Raw genomic sequence first — 13,164 nt, forward strand, 5'->3', positions numbered from 1 at the left:
ATTAATTTTCTCTATTTAAACAATCGTTTTTCCCAATTTTCAATGGTTCCATTTTCTAAACGATTGCTAAATATTTTTTTCCAACTTAGTGCTAATGATTTTATCTTTAATAATTTGTTTAAAATTTCCTTATCTAAACAATTTTCTTTTTTATATAAAATAGTTAATAAATAGGTTAAACTATACTCGGGATATGGCCGATCTATTAGCTCAATAGTATCTCCTTCTTTTAAACTTCCTTCTTCCAATACACGATAATACCATCCTGTTTTTAAACTTTCTTGTACTCTAAGCGACATATCACTGCATTGAAAATGATAGTTTAATTTCCAACACGGTTGTCTGGCTTGACTAACTTCTAACACACAGCTGCCGATTTTATAAATATCTCCGATCATGACCATCTCTTCCGTCATTCCTAATGAGGAAATATTTTCGCCGAATGCTCCTGATTTTTCTAATAAAGGAAGTTCAGGCAAAGACGTTTTCCAATATTCATAATTTTCAAAGGCATATTGATGTACCGCTTTTTCTTCTCCTCCATGATTGATCTTATCACTCTGTTCATCATTAATTAATCCCAATTTGGATACCTTTTGCGAATCGGTAACTTTTTTTTTGTTAATGGCGCTTTGATATTCTGTGTTAGCTAAGCGTTGTATTTTACCCGCATGTAAAGAGCTAATTAAAGGTTTTTTCATGGTTTTATTGTTTGTTTTCTTTCCATTGGTAGCTGTTATCGCTAAATATTTCTTTACCCCAAATGGGAAGTTCTTTTTTTATTCTCTCAACTAATTCGTCACAAGCCAGCATAGCAGGTTTTCTATGTTTAGATGATGTAAAAACAAAAAGACAAATTCCGCCTTTTTTTACCAAACCGAGGCTATGATATACATGCATGCACAACAAATCATATTTAGAAAATATTTCTTCCCGTAGTTGTGAAAGTTTTTCAACGGCCATTTCTTGATAGGCGGTAAATTCTATTCCTTCAACTTCCTTTCCTTCAACTATATCTGCTCTAACTTGTCCTAAAAAAATGCTATGTCCTCCAATATCTTTTTTATGAGTATGGCTTTGAATACTTTCAGAAATAAATTCTGCGGGTATAGCTCCCTCTAAAAATGGATATATTTTTTTCATATAATTTTCTATTTAAAAAATCGTGTCAATTCCGTTTCGAATATGCCATACAGCTTTATTGGGAAACAATTCTTTGGCTATCTGGACAGCTCGGCTGCTGCGTATTCCCGTTTTACAAACAAATACAATTGTGTCATATTTTTCAATAATAGGTATATTATCTTCAATCACAGACAACGGAATTTGTATATAATCGAAACCGGAAATTTTGGGTAGTTCATTTTCATTTCTTACATCAACCAGTATCGATTTTTCATTGGAAAGTACTTCTTCCAACCGGGAAAGATTTTCAATTTCATTTTCGGATGAAAAAATTCCACAACTACATTCATAATCGATTGCTTTAAATTCATCTTCATTTTTTGGAGTTGAATTTTTTTCCGACTCGGCAAAATTAATAATTCGAGTACTATAATACAAGATGTTAAATATCATTAATTTATGTACTAAAGGTTCTCCGATACCTGTAATTAATTTTATAACTTCTTGGGCTTGTATAGTACCAATTATACCCGTCAGAGTGCCCAAAACTCCTGTCTCATTGCAGGTTGGAACTTCTGAAGGTTTGGGTGGATCAGGAAACAAATCTCTATAATTGGTTTTCATTTTATCTTTTTCCACATTGAATACAGAAACTTGACCTTCATATTGGTAAATGGCTCCATATACTAAGGGAATATTTTTTAAGGTACAAATATCATTAAGAAGGTACCGTACCTGAAAATTGTCTGTACAATCTACAACGATTTCATAGGAATCTATAAGTTTACATACGTTTTTTGAAATAACCTTTTCCGTGAAGGAGTTAATTTTAATAGTTGAGTTCATTTCTTCAAGCCTTTCTTTTGCTGCTTCCGATTTAAACTTTCCTATATCGCCTTCTTTGAATAAAATTTGTCTATGTAAATTGGTTAATTCAACAGTATCATAATCAACAATTCCCAATTGTCCAACTCCAGCTGAAGTTAAATATTGAAGCACGGGGCAACCCAATCCTCCTGCTCCCACCACCAATACACGAGACTTACAAAGTTTATTCTGGGCTTCCATACCAAATCCGGACAAAATTATTTGTCTGTTATATCTTTTAAAATCCATCGATTGATTAAATTAAATTTTTATCCTCCGGAATATGGCGGAAGTAAAGCTATTTCTGCACCTTCCGGTATCGGGTCTGTTTCTTTTGCATTTTGGTTATTAACAATAATCAAATAATTTAAAGATTTTAATTCAGGAAAATAAGTTTCCAATATTTCTTTAAGCTCTGAAACAGTATTAACTTTATCATTAAGTTGATATTTTTCATTCTGAAAAATATCGGTTAATTTCCCGAAAATTTTAATATTCATATTGTTTTAAAATTTTTTTCGATTTTCTTAAATTCTTCTTGGGTATTTATATTTGAAAAGATATCTTTTTTAATTATCTCAGTTAGGTCGATTACTTTAGATTCGGATTCTATAATAAATTCCTTTAATTTTAATTGGTTATGGGCTAGTTTATCTTCTATAAATTGTAGTGCATCATAGGTATATATTCCAAACAATGGTTGAATTCTTCCGCTATAACTTGCTATGGTGGCTAAATTAGTACTGAGGTTGTTAACTAGATAATTAATTGCTTCGGGGGTAATAAAAGGCATATCACAACTTACAACAAATACATCTTTTTTTGAGTGATCTAATGCTGCATGAATTCCTCCCAATGGTCCTTTATTTTTAATCTTATCTGCAACCAATTCTAAACCGAATTGCTTATATTCTTCTTTATCCGTATTAATTTTAACCGATGGAAAACATTGGGATAAAACTTCAATGCTGTATTGTATTATAGGAATTCCGTTTAGTTTTTTCAAACCTTTATCTTCTCCCATGCGAGTACTTTTTCCGCCTGCAAGGATATAAGCTTCCATTGTTATAAAGTTTTGGTTTTAAACAAATTAAACTGTCCGTTTATTTTTTTATATTCTTCCACAATTTTTTTCCCTTCTTTAGTCAAGAAAGCACCTCCCCCATTTTTACCTCCCAGATTTTTAAAAACCAGCGGTGTATTGGAATATTCGTTCATTTCTCTTATCATTCCCCATGCTTTTCTATAAGGTATACCGATTTCTCTGGCGGCTGCGGCTATAGAACCGGTTTCCTCAATACTGTTCAATAATTCGGCCCGTCCCCTGCCTATTTTTAAGCCGTGAGTAGTTTCTAACCAAATATATCCTTCTATTTTTAAATTCTCCATACTGTAACTTTTTCCCCTTGACGGATCATTCTTTCCTCTCCCGATATTTCCACTACACAATTCGCGTTACTGAATGAATTCATTTTATAAGATTCTTGAGAGGATGTTATGCTTACCTCTCCATTTTCTAAATACCCTTTTAAAAAATTAGTGAGTTTATTTTTTTTGTTAAAGTCGTTTAGCAACTGGGCATCTTCATAGGAATTGAAAATATGATTTTCTCCTTTCAATCCTTTTAAGAAAGGACGAACATATTGATAAAAACACGTTAAAACGGATGCGGGATTACCGGGTAAGGCAAATACATAATGTTGTTCTTTTTTACCAAAATACAGAGGTTTACCCGGTTTTTGCTGAATTTTATAAAAAAGTTGATGTATCTCTGCTCTTTCTAAGCTTTCTTTTACATAATCATAATCTCCTACAGAAATACCTCCTGTAAGCAATAATACATCAACTTCCGGTATTCTTGTTTGGATTTCATGAAATGTTTTTTCTTTATCATCAGAAACTTTTACTATAAATTCAACTGAAATATCCATTTCTTTTAAAGCAGATTGCAACGTAATAGAGTTGCTCTCATATATTTGTCCTTTTTTCAAAGGGGTTCCTGCCGTAACTAATTCATTCCCTGTAACGATAATACCAATTTTAGGTGAGGAAAAAACGTGTACCTTTTCAATTCCAAAACCTGCTAACATACCTATTACGCCCGGCGTGATCAATGTGTTTTCGGCTGCCACTAATTCTCCCATTTTTGTCTGAGAACCTTGGGGGCGTATATTATCTCCTTCTTGAAATTCTCCTTTTTGAACTAGTAATTTATTATTTTCAACGGCTGCTTTTTCTTGCATGACTACTATATCTGCGCCGATCGGAATCATTGCTCCGGTAAATATTCGAGCTGCTTCTCCTCTCTTTAGAGTTGGCAATTCAGTTTGTCCCGCTTGTATGACGTATTTAACCGTTATTTCATTTTTATCCATCCAATCTTGATAACAAAAAGCGTATCCGTCCATCGCTGAATTGGTAAAATTCGGTACGTCTATGGGTGCATATATCGGTTTAGCTATATACGAATGCAAAGAATCGCTCAAATTCTTCTCACGAATGGGACATATAGTACGTATTTCGTTAGAAATAAGGGTTCTCGCTTCAGATACTGTTATAAATTCATTCATGTTTCAATAGGTTTTTTTTAGCATATCGAAAAGAAAAGTTAACCGCCAATTTTAATCATACTCCTGTTTTTAAGATATTCGGGGTTTAATTTTACAAAATTTTCAAATTGACCTCCCATTTTTTTATGTTTGTTTTTTAGAAAGGATTGTATGAGCGGTTCAATATCTTCTCCTTTTCGTAAGGTTCCTAAAATATCAAATTCATCTTTTCCAAAGAGACAATTTTTCATCTTTCCGTCAGCGGTAATTCTCATTCTATTACATCCTTGACAAAAAGGTTGACTCATGGTTGTTATAAAGGCAAAAGTTCCTTCATAACCTTTAACTTTGAATTTTTTGGTTGTATCGTGGTTGTGATCCTGAATTTTCTCATAAATAAAATGAGAATCTATTTCATCCAACATTTCGTCCATAGTAATTACCTTATTTTTTTCCCATTGATTTCCATTAAAGGGCATAAATTCTATAAAACGAACTTGTATTGGAAAATTTTTGGTTAATAAGATGAAATCTTTTATTTCGTCATCATTAACATTTTTCATTAGTACTGTGTTGAGCTTAACCTGAAAACCTCGGTTTACGAAAAGTAAAATATTATTCCAAACTTGAGAGAATGCATTACGCTTTGTAAGGAATTTAAATTTTTCTTCTTGTAAACTGTCAATGCTGATATTTACTGTATGCAATCCTATCTCTTTTAATAAATCCGCATACTTATGTAAAAGCACCCCGTTGGTTGTTAAATTCAATTCTACCGGTAAAGTAGACAACCTTTTAACTATTTCTTCAAAATCACGTCTTACCAAAGGTTCTCCTCCGGTAAGACGTATTTTATTTATTTGATATTTAGTAAACGTTTTAGCTATGCTGAAAATTTCATCCGGACTCATTAATTTTCCGTAAGGCAAACACTGCATTTTTTCATTGGGCATGCAGTAAATACAACGGAAATTACAACTGTCTGTAAGAGAAATTCTCAAATAATTATGAATTCGATTATAACTATCAACTAGTTTATTCATATTTATTATTCGGATCTTTTTTTAGATTTTTAGGTGGTTCCGGTAAATATCTTAGTAAAAAGACAGCCGAGAAGAAAAGAAAAACCGAACCTCCAAATGTTGCCCATGCAAACGCCTGGTTATCATCTAACGCATTGTTCAATGCTCCATACATCATCCATACCTGCAAGGTTAAAATTAATATTAATATAACAATAATTGCAGACATTAATGTATTAATTTTATTTGAATTTGCTGAATTTTGAACTTCTTTGAAATTATTCATATTCTTAGGCTTTATCTTTATCTGTTACGTATACTTTTCCATCTCTTATTACAACAGACAGTTGTGGTAAGGGTCTTGGCGGCGGACCTTGCAGTACTTCTCCTGTTTCAGGATTAAAAAACCCTTTATGACAAGGACAAACGATTTTATTTTGATCGTGATCATATAATACCGCACAAGATAAATGAGTGCATTTTTGTTCAAAACATCTCCATTTATCTTCACCTAAATGTATAAGAATATAGGGTACTTTATGGTTTTCATTAATTACAAAGGCTTTCATCTTTCCAATAGGAACTTCTGTTGAATTACAAACAAAATATTCTTCATCCAGCCTTTTTTTAGGAAATAATAAAGATTTAGCAGCTATTGCACCGTTTCCTATAGCCAATCCACCGGATAGTAGGCATAAAAACTTTGCAAATTCTCTTCTTGAAACATGCGTTGCTTCATCCTGCTTTATAGGAAAATCTGTTTTCCAAATGGGTTTCTCTTTATCTTTTTTTGACATTTTCTTCAATATTATTAGTGAACTTTTAACTCGGTACTTCCTTTAGGCATCATAATATTTACTTTGGTAACTACTTCTTGTTTACCAAAAATAAACTTATTCACCGGTGTACTGTTCGGACGTTTTGCTTCTATTTCTTCTAAAGTTCCATAGAATAGTGCTCCACTTGGACAAACGGTTGCGCACATAGGTTTTAGTCCTGCACTGGTACGGTCGTAACACATATTACATTTCATCATTAGTTCTGCTTCTTCCATTTTTTTAGGTACTCCAAATGGACAAGCCATTACGCAGTTAGAACATCCGATACAACGGGAAGTATTCGCTGAATGTACCACACCGAAAGTATCTTTGGTTATGGCATCAGCCGGACAAACATTAGCACAAACGGGATCATCGCAATGCATACAAACCTGTACAGTGGTTTGTATGGTATGTTTACGATCAACATAATGGATATTGATCATACTGTCCTGTCCGTTAGTTTCACATTCAGCACACGCCATTTCACATGCATGACATCCAATGCACCTTTGCATGTCCACGAAAAAGCCTACATTTTTATTATATTCTGTACTTACCATATTTTCTAATTTATCCAATTGAACTTTGGAATGCTTTGGATTCTTCTTCTTTTGATAATTTTTTACCTGTATTAATTAATTTACATGCACATACTTTAAATTCGGGCATTTTGGAAACAGCATCTAAAGTTGATATTGTTAATTGATTCACCGAATGTTTTCCTCCCCAGTGATACGGTATAAATACGGTATCTTCTCTGATGGTTTCTACAACATTGGCAGGAACTATCATTTCTCCTCTTCGAGTTACTACTCGAATTAAATCACTATCTTGTATACCGTATTTTTGTGCAAGATTAGGATGTATTTCTAATAAAGGTTCAGGATATTGGTCTACCAATTTTCCGATCCTTCTGGTTTGCGTACCGCTTAGATATTGAGAAACAACCCGTCCTGTAGTTAAAATAATCGGATATTCTTCATCGGTCATTTCTGAAGATAAGCGATAAGGGGCCGGATTGAAATGTGCTTTTCCATCAGGTGTTTTAAATTTATAATCTTCCCAAAGCCTAGGAGTACCCGGATGTCCTATTTCGGGACAAGGCCAAAAAACTCCCATTTCTTTTTCAATTCGATCGTAAGTTATTCCATAATAATCAGCTCTACTGTTTCTGGAAGCTATTCTCAATTCATTGAAAATTTCTTCGCTGTTTTTATACGGGAAATAAGATTCTACTCCTAACCTTCTGGCTAATTCCAAAATAATACTGGTATCGGTTCTGGCATCTCCCGGAGGAGTTACACATTGACGCACACGAACTACCCTTCCTTCTGCTGTGGTAACCGTACCTTCTTCTTCTTCCTGCAGGGATCCTGCCAAAACTAAATCGGCATAACGTGCGGTTTCACTTAAAAAGAAGTCTATAGCTACATAGAATTCTAATTTTTCTAAGGCAGAACGTACGTAATTATTATTAGGTAAAGAAACTAAAGGATTAAAGCAAATGGATATAAGTCCTTTGATTTCTCCTCTATGGATTGCCTCAATAATTTCCCAAGCACTGTATCCTTTGTGCGGTAAATCTTTTTCATCGATTCCCCATATTTCGGAAACTACTTTTCTGTCTTCAGGATTTTCTATATCTCTGTTTCCGGGAAGTTGATCACATTTGTGTCCGTGCTCTCTACCTCCTTGTCCGTTTCCTTGACCTGTTATGGTACCATAACCACAATAAGGCTTTCCAAGTCTTCCGGTTGCCAACACTAAATTAATGCATCCAACTACATTATCTACCCCTTTGGAATGTTGCTCGATTCCTCTGGCATGTAATAAAAAGCTGGTTTTGGCTTTACCCCATATCTCGGCTGCTTTGCGTATTTTATCTGCTGAAACACCGGTTACCTCTTCAGCCCATTCAACCGTATGATCTTGAATTGACTGTAAGGTTTCTTCTAAACCTGAAGTGTGTTTTTCAATAAATTCATGGTCTACCCAATCGTTGTCAAATAAGATTTTAAGTATAGCTCCGTATAAAGCAGAGTCTGTACCCGGACGTAAATCTAAATGTAAGTCTGCAGTTCTGGCAAACGGAGTTACTCTTGGATCGACTACCACTAACTTTGCACCGTTATCTCTGGCTTCCCAAAGTCGATAAGTTAAAGTAGGAAACGTTTCACTCACATTTGCTCCGGCTACCATGATAACTTCCGCATGTTTTAAATCTGCCCAACTGTTGGAAGATCGGTCCATTCCGAATGCTTTTTTATTACCTGCACCGGCACTAACCATACAAAGTCTTCCGTTGTAGTCCAAATTAGCTGTTTTTAAAGCTACACGAGCAAATTTACCGATCATGTAACTCTTTTCATTGGTTAGTGAAACTCCTGAAAGCATAGCAAAGGCATTGTTTCCATATTGCCCTTGAATTCTATGAATTTCTGAAATTATCTTGTCAAATGAATCATCCCAAGAAATAGGCTTAAAACCTTCGTTTTCAACCCTTTGCATCGGATGAAGTAATCGATCCGGATGATTATCTTGTAGATAACGCTGAACTCCTTTTGGACAAAGTCTTCCTTCATTAAAAGGAAACTCTTTCCAAGGTTCGAATCCGATTACTTTATTATCTTTTACTTTTAGCTGAATACCACATTGCATTCCGCAAAAACAACAATGTGTTTTTACAAGTTTATCCGGATCTGAAATTCCTTTGAAACCTTCTTTAGGTGTATAATTTTTATGAGGTCCAAATTGCTCTATAATTTTATCTCCATCTACAGGTAATTTAGCCATATAATTAATTTTATTTTATCTTTTTAATTACTATAGTTTCTATTTTATTATCCGAAGAAACTACCGGATTCTTTTCTAGCTTTGAAGTGAGCGATTGCAAGGGCAGATCGTTTTCCTTCCGGGCTATAATCTAAATGACTGCTACCGTCTTCTAAGGTAAAGTCAAATCCCAATTCTTTGGTAACAGTTTTAAGGTCATTAACGTGCATTTTGGTAGCAAATTCCTCTTTGGTGTGAGGACATACCGCCATACCTTGTCTTATACCTTCTGTTTTATATATATTGGCACCTAGTTGCGCCGGACGTTGAAATATGTGGAAAAATTTTCCAAACGGCATCCATACTAAAAATAATATCACAGTAACCGCGTGAGAAACTGACATGAATTGATTGGTTTTTCCGTCCAAATAGGTATAGTCGAAAACAATTCCTATTCCTGTTAATGATATGGCTATCAACAAAAGTAGCGGTAACCAATCTCCGTCAAATGTTTGCGTAGCTATTAAGCCTCCGTTGGTAAGCCTTCTTTTCATCATCATAATTGAACCGATGATAACTAATATAGAACACCAAACCAAAGCATGAAATACTAAAAAAGCAAAGAAAGATCCTAATTGAAAATCCATTACTTTAAAACCAAACATATGAGCTTCATAGGTGGACATTGAACCTGATTCTAAGGTAAAATGTATCCAACCGAAAGTTAACGGAAAGGTTATACAAAATGCGATCAAACAACCGGTGGCTAACATAAAATGTCCTATCCATCGGGTTCTACCTCTAGGGTATATAAATTTTTGAAAAAGTATATTTTGACAAAATAATTTAAGCCCTCTTATTGCATAAGCGATAAAATGCTTACTGAAAAAAAACTGCCAAGAACGTCTCCAATACATTTTAGTTGGCGGACGTTGCAGCCAAATGGAATACCGATAGGTTACTCCAAATACACAAAAGACAGCTCCAAATAAATAGGCTATTAATGCGGCGTCAAAATTTTGAAGATTGCGCGAACCTATAAAAACTAAGGCAATAATTAAGAGTGTAGCAATAGTTGCTTTTAACAATGCCGGTTTATTAAGTGTACTAAATGATTTAAACATAATTTTTATGATTTATTTAGCTTGGTCTTTCAGCTCCTTTTCTTTGATAGTAATACCAATTTATAGCAGTTGCTAAAAGTGAAAATATAAGTATTCCCCAGAAAAAAGAATTTACACTTTTCAATCCTGAAGCTTTAGATGATTGTAATTCAGCTCCAATAATCATTGAAAATATAAACGGTCCGTAGGCTGCGATAGCTGCTGTCCATCCTATTACTCCAGCAGAATGTACCGGGTTATCTTTGAAAATGATAGGAAATTGTCTGAAAGTTCCCGCATTTCCCATTCCTGAGAAAAAGAATATGGTTAACATCATAGCTAAGAATAAAGGAAATTGATCTATGGAAGTTGGTGCTACCAATCCCATAGTAATCATAACTGCAATACAACCGGCAAATCCTAGACCTGTAATTGTTGTTAATACGGCTCCTCCTACTTTATCTGCAACGAATCCAAAAGCTACTCTACTAGCAGAACCGATTAATGGACCATAAAATGCATATTTTAACGGGTCCGGAGCTCCCGGAAAGTCTCCATATAATGATTTTATCATTAACGGAAATGCTGCTGCAAGTCCGGAGAAAGTACCGAATGTCATAAAATAGGTAATTGTACAAAACCAAGTATGTTTGATTTTGAAAATGCCTAATTGTTCTTTAAAAGATGATTTTAAAGGGATGCTTCGTAAGCCAAACCAACAAACTAAAGTCATTATTATTAGTATCGGTGCATATATTAAAGCCGGGCTTTGTAGATAAATCGGTTTGGTCGTTACTTCATGAGTAATTGGATCAGTAGTTTTTAAAATTTCCGGAGCTCCTACAATGGCTACTCCCAGTAAAGCCGGAGTTAAAAATTGTACGATACTTACTCCAAAATTACCAATACCTGCTTGAACTCCTAAAGCTGTTCCTTTTAAACGAGCCGGGAAAAACATATTGGTTGAAGGCATAAAAGATGAAAAGTCTCCACCTCCGAATCCCATTGTAAAAGCCAATACAGCAAATACCCAAAATGGAGTTTCGGGATTCATTACTGCTAAAGCTATACCGATTACCGGTATTAATTTTATTAAGGTAGAAAATGTAACGGTATGTCTTGTCCCGTAAATTGGGATTAAGAAAGTATGGACAATACGTAAAGTTCCGGCTGCTAATCCGGGAAGTGAAGCTAACCAGAATAGCTCTTTTTCAGTAAAGTTAAAACCTATACCCGGAAGTTTAGTTACAATACCACTCATTAAATACCATACGATAAATGATAATGTTAGGGATATTGTAGTTATTGTTAATGTTCTCCAAGCTATTTTCTTACCTGTAGATTCCCAAAAATTATTGTCTTCAGGCTTCCATTCTTTTAGCCATGTACCCATATTTGAATTTATTTTAAGTTATAATTTGATTCTTTTATTTTTTTTCTATATCATTATAAATTTCAGGCATTTTCTCACGAGTCATTTTTAATATAACTCTGTGCATACAAATTAGACAGGTTAATGAAATAATAAATATTAATATCCAAGAACTGGTCCACAATCCTGTATAATTAAGAAAATATCCAAAAATAATTGGTCCGATGAATCCTCCCAGTCCACCGATAAGGCCTACCATACCTCCTACAACTCCAACTTCATTAGGAAAATATTCAGGTATATGTTTGTAAACTGCTGCTTTTCCTATTCCCCAAGAAATTCCTATACATATTACCAATACTAAATAAACCCACATATTTGCATCAAAACTGATTTCAGTAATTCCTTTGGCTAATAAATCCTTTTTATTAACCTGCTGGTTTTCTTTTACAACAATTTCTTGCCAAGATTCTTTAGTTGGAAATATATCTTTTTTCTTATCTGCTCTATCTTCTTTTTCTTTAATTACATATTCTTTAGTATCAACAGTTACGCTATTTGCCGTAACTTTAGTTACTATTCCTTTTTTGGCTGCAGAAACTCCTTGTCCATCCGTATAAATATCCATTTTAGGGAACATTAATAAGAAACTTAATGCGACAGAAGAGCCTAATACCCAATACATAACTTTCCTTGCTCCAAATTTATCTGAAAGATATCCCCCAAAGGCTCTTATTACTCCTGAAGGAAGACTAAAGTAAGAAGCAAACATTCCTGCTACCACTAGAGACGTTCCGTAAACGTTCATGAAATTGGGAACCAACCATTGAGAATAAGCTACAAAAAAACCGAATACTAATAAATAATACAAACCGAAACGCCATACTCTCCCTTTTTTTAATGGAGATAACATTTGATTCAAATTTCTAGCATTTCCGGCAGGTTTTTTATTTTTGGCAAATAGTAGGAATAAAATCCCTATAACCAACAACACTGTTGCATAAGTTATCGGAAGCATTTTCCATCCGTTATCGGGATCATTCTTTGAAAAATAGTTTAAAAGAGTCGGCGCAAAAAAAGTGGTTAAAGCTGCTCCGGCATTTCCCATTCCAAAAATTCCCAGGGCTCTTCCTTGCCATTCTTTAGGATACCAAACAGAGGTATACCCTACTCCTATAGCAAAGCTTGTTCCGACAAATCCAAATAAAAAACTTAATAAAGCAAATACCCAAAAGGATTTGGCCATAGGCAGTAAAAATAAAGGAATGGAACAAAACAGAAGTAAACCTGCAAATACATATTTACCGCCGAATTTATCCGTTAAAATTCCGATAGGTAGTCGTAAAAGTGACCCTGTTAAAACAGGAATTCCCAATAGCCATCCCGTTTCTACCACTGAAAAATCAAATATGCCTTTATCTACTAAGTAAGTTACTAAAACACCATTGAGTGTCCAACAGGCAAAGCAAACCGTAAAGGCTAATGTATTTAAAAAAAGTATTTTGTGAGATTGAAGTAATTTAGTGCTCATTT

At 34.2% G+C, this 13,164-nt stretch carries 15 protein-coding genes; all 15 read right to left on the minus strand.

All coding sequences use genetic code 11. From position 1 onward, the window contains the following. Positions 1 to 11: 11 nt before the first annotated feature. Genes GFV01_RS05475 through GFV01_RS05545 form a run of 15 tightly spaced genes read right to left on the minus strand, consistent with a single transcriptional unit; the run spans position 12 to position 13,162 of the window. Positions 12 to 701, minus strand: a complete 690-nt coding sequence (locus tag GFV01_RS05475) for an MOSC domain-containing protein (RefSeq protein WP_160565443.1) — start codon at positions 699 to 701, stop codon at positions 12 to 14. Between the two features lie 4 nt (positions 702 to 705). Continuing rightward, on the minus strand, positions 706 to 1,143 hold the full coding sequence (locus GFV01_RS05480; protein ID WP_105297399.1) for a molybdenum cofactor biosynthesis protein MoaE: 438 nt from the start codon (positions 1,141 to 1,143) through the stop codon (positions 706 to 708). Positions 1,144 to 1,155: 12 nt separating this feature from the next. Further along, a complete protein-coding gene (moeB, locus tag GFV01_RS05485; protein WP_160565445.1) occupies positions 1,156 to 2,241 on the minus strand; it encodes a HesA/MoeB/ThiF family protein in 1,086 nt (361 codons plus the stop codon). A gap of 20 nt (positions 2,242 to 2,261) precedes the next feature. After that, entirely contained in the window at positions 2,262 to 2,492 is a 231-nt protein-coding gene (locus GFV01_RS05490; RefSeq protein ID WP_160556462.1) for a MoaD/ThiS family protein, read from the minus strand. Continuing rightward, on the minus strand, positions 2,489 to 3,055 hold the full coding sequence (locus GFV01_RS05495; protein ID WP_160565447.1) for a molybdenum cofactor guanylyltransferase: 567 nt from the start codon (positions 3,053 to 3,055) through the stop codon (positions 2,489 to 2,491). Before GFV01_RS05495 ends, GFV01_RS05490 begins: the two co-directional genes overlap by 4 nt. 2 nt (positions 3,056 to 3,057) lie before the next feature. Then, positions 3,058 to 3,381 (minus strand): winged helix-turn-helix domain-containing protein, encoded by a 324-nt coding sequence (locus tag GFV01_RS05500; protein ID WP_160565449.1) that lies wholly within the window; start codon positions 3,379 to 3,381, stop codon positions 3,058 to 3,060. Next, positions 3,369 to 4,562 carry a molybdopterin molybdotransferase MoeA gene (locus GFV01_RS05505; protein ID WP_160565451.1) on the minus strand — a complete coding sequence of 398 codons (1,194 nt, stop codon included), beginning with the start codon at positions 4,560 to 4,562 and terminating at the stop codon, positions 3,369 to 3,371. The genes GFV01_RS05500 and GFV01_RS05505 overlap by 13 nt, the downstream gene beginning before the upstream one ends. Before the next feature lie 38 nt (positions 4,563 to 4,600). After that, on the minus strand, positions 4,601 to 5,584 hold the full coding sequence (gene moaA, locus GFV01_RS05510; RefSeq protein WP_160565453.1) for a GTP 3',8-cyclase MoaA: 984 nt from the start codon (positions 5,582 to 5,584) through the stop codon (positions 4,601 to 4,603). After that, positions 5,577 to 5,849 (minus strand): hypothetical protein, encoded by a 273-nt coding sequence (locus GFV01_RS05515; protein WP_105297392.1) that lies wholly within the window; start codon positions 5,847 to 5,849, stop codon positions 5,577 to 5,579. The genes moaA and GFV01_RS05515 overlap by 8 nt, the downstream gene beginning before the upstream one ends. Positions 5,850 to 5,853: 4 nt before the next feature. After that, positions 5,854 to 6,360: a Rieske (2Fe-2S) protein gene (locus GFV01_RS05520; protein ID WP_105297391.1), complete on the minus strand. Its 507-nt coding sequence runs from the start codon at positions 6,358 to 6,360 to the stop codon at positions 5,854 to 5,856. Positions 6,361 to 6,374: 14 nt separating this feature from the next. Further along, positions 6,375 to 6,944, minus strand: coding sequence for a 4Fe-4S dicluster domain-containing protein (locus GFV01_RS05525; RefSeq protein WP_105297390.1), 570 nt, complete (start codon positions 6,942 to 6,944; stop codon positions 6,375 to 6,377). Positions 6,945 to 6,954: 10 nt separating this feature from the next. After that, positions 6,955 to 9,177: a molybdopterin oxidoreductase family protein gene (locus GFV01_RS05530; RefSeq protein ID WP_160542292.1), complete on the minus strand. Its 2,223-nt coding sequence runs from the start codon at positions 9,175 to 9,177 to the stop codon at positions 6,955 to 6,957. A gap of 47 nt (positions 9,178 to 9,224) precedes the next feature. Beyond that, positions 9,225 to 10,280: a respiratory nitrate reductase subunit gamma gene (locus tag GFV01_RS05535; protein WP_160565455.1), complete on the minus strand. Its 1,056-nt coding sequence runs from the start codon at positions 10,278 to 10,280 to the stop codon at positions 9,225 to 9,227. A gap of 16 nt (positions 10,281 to 10,296) precedes the next feature. Further along, positions 10,297 to 11,652, minus strand: coding sequence for an MFS transporter (locus tag GFV01_RS05540; RefSeq protein ID WP_105297387.1), 1,356 nt, complete (start codon positions 11,650 to 11,652; stop codon positions 10,297 to 10,299). A gap of 34 nt (positions 11,653 to 11,686) precedes the next feature. Further along, positions 11,687 to 13,162, minus strand: a complete 1,476-nt coding sequence (locus GFV01_RS05545; protein WP_160542295.1) for a nitrate/nitrite transporter — start codon at positions 13,160 to 13,162, stop codon at positions 11,687 to 11,689. Positions 13,163 to 13,164: the final 2 nt, after the last annotated feature.

It is taken from the genome of Apibacter sp. B2912, from assembly GCF_009827835.1.
Lineage (GTDB): Bacteria > Bacteroidota > Bacteroidia > Flavobacteriales > Weeksellaceae > Apibacter.